This window comes from Saccharothrix lopnurensis (assembly GCF_042658445.1).
In the GTDB taxonomy this organism is placed as follows: domain Bacteria; phylum Actinomycetota; class Actinomycetes; order Mycobacteriales; family Pseudonocardiaceae; genus Actinosynnema; species Actinosynnema lopnurensis.
Map to the genome: position 1 here is coordinate 1 of NZ_JBHSQO010000098.1, position 1,578 is coordinate 1,578.

At 70.6% G+C, this 1,578-nt stretch carries 1 protein-coding gene; it reads left to right on the forward strand.

Annotated features, from left to right (window positions below):
* Nucleotides 1-135 precede the first annotated feature (135 nt).
* On the forward strand, nucleotides 136-1,578 hold the full coding sequence (locus ACFP3R_RS37490; protein ID WP_380643790.1) for a rhamnogalacturonan lyase: 1,443 nt from the start codon (nucleotides 136-138) through the stop codon (nucleotides 1,576-1,578).

Sequence of the window (1,578 nt, forward strand, 5' to 3'; positions counted from 1 at the left end):
CCGGTCACCGCGTCGACCAATTTCCTGGATGGTGGTGCGGCGGTGGATGCGTCGTACACGGTGCGCGCGGTGGTGGGCGGGGTCGAGCAGCCGGCGTCGCCGGCGTCTCTGTCGTTCGGTTCGGGTTACCGTGATGTGCCGATCTCCTCGCCGGGCAGTGGGTACAGCGCGAACGACGCGAGTGTGGGTGATCTGGACGGTGACGGCGACTACGAGTTCGTGCTCAAGTGGGACCCGGACAACGCCAAGGACAACTCGCAGTCGGGTGTGACGGGCACCGTGTTCGTCGACGCCTACCGGCTCGACGGCACCCGGCTGTGGCGGATCGACCTGGGTCGCAACATCCGGGCGGGGGCGCACTACACCCAGTTCCAGGTCTACGACTACGACGGCGACGGTCGGGCCGAGGTGGCGATGAAGACCGCCGACGGCACGCGTGACGGTCGGGGCACGGTGATCGGCGACGCCGGCGCCGACCACCGCAACTCCGGCGGCTACATCCTCACCGGCCCGGAGTTCCTGACCATGTTCGACGGCCGGACCGGTGCGGCGGTGTCCACGGTGAACTACGACCCGCCCCGGGGCACGGTGTCCTCGTGGGGTGACAGTTACGGCAACCGGGTGGACCGTTTCCTGGCCGGCACCGCCTACCTCGACGGCGCCCGCCCCAGCCTGGTCATGGCCCGGGGCTACTACACCCGCGCCGTCGTGGCGGCGTGGGACTTCCGCAACGGCGCGCTGACCAAGCGGTGGACGTTCGACTCCACCTCCTCGGGCAACTCCGGCTACGCCGGGCAGGGCAACCACTCCCTCAGCGTCGCCGACGTCGACCAGGACGGCCGGGACGAGATCGTCTACGGCGCGGCCACCATCGACGACAACGGCCGCGGCCTGTGGACCACCGGCCTCGGCCACGGCGACGCCGGCCACGTCGGCGACCTCGACCCGTCCCGCCCCGGCCTCGAATACTTCAAGGTCTCCGAGGACACCTCGAAGCCGGGCTCGTGGTTCGCCGACGCCCGCACCGGCCAACGCCTCTGGACCACCGCCTCGGGCAGCGACAACGGCCGCGGCGTCTCCGGCGACATCCACCCCGGCAGCCCCGGCGCGGAATCCTGGTCCAACGCCGACGGCAGCCTGCGCAGCCCGACCGGCGTCACCGTCGGCCGCAAGCCCTCGTCCGCGAACTTCCTGATCTGGTGGGACGGCGACCCCACCCGGGAGCTGCTCGACCAGACCCGCGTCGACAAATACGGCACCGGCGGCGACACCCGCCTGCTCACCGGCACCGACGTCGCCTCCAACAACGGCACCAAGGCCACCCCCGCCCTCTCCGCCGACATCCTCGGCGACTGGCGCGAAGAGGTCGTCTGGCGCAAGTCCGACAACACCGCCCTGCGCATCCACTCCACCCCGAACCAGACCGACCGGCGCATCCCGACCCTGATGCACGACACCCAGTACCGCGTCGCCATCGCCTGGCAGAACACCGCCTACAACCAACCCCCACACCCCTCCTTCCACATCGGCAACGGCATGACCACCCCACCGTGGCCGGACGTGCACTACGCGGGATGA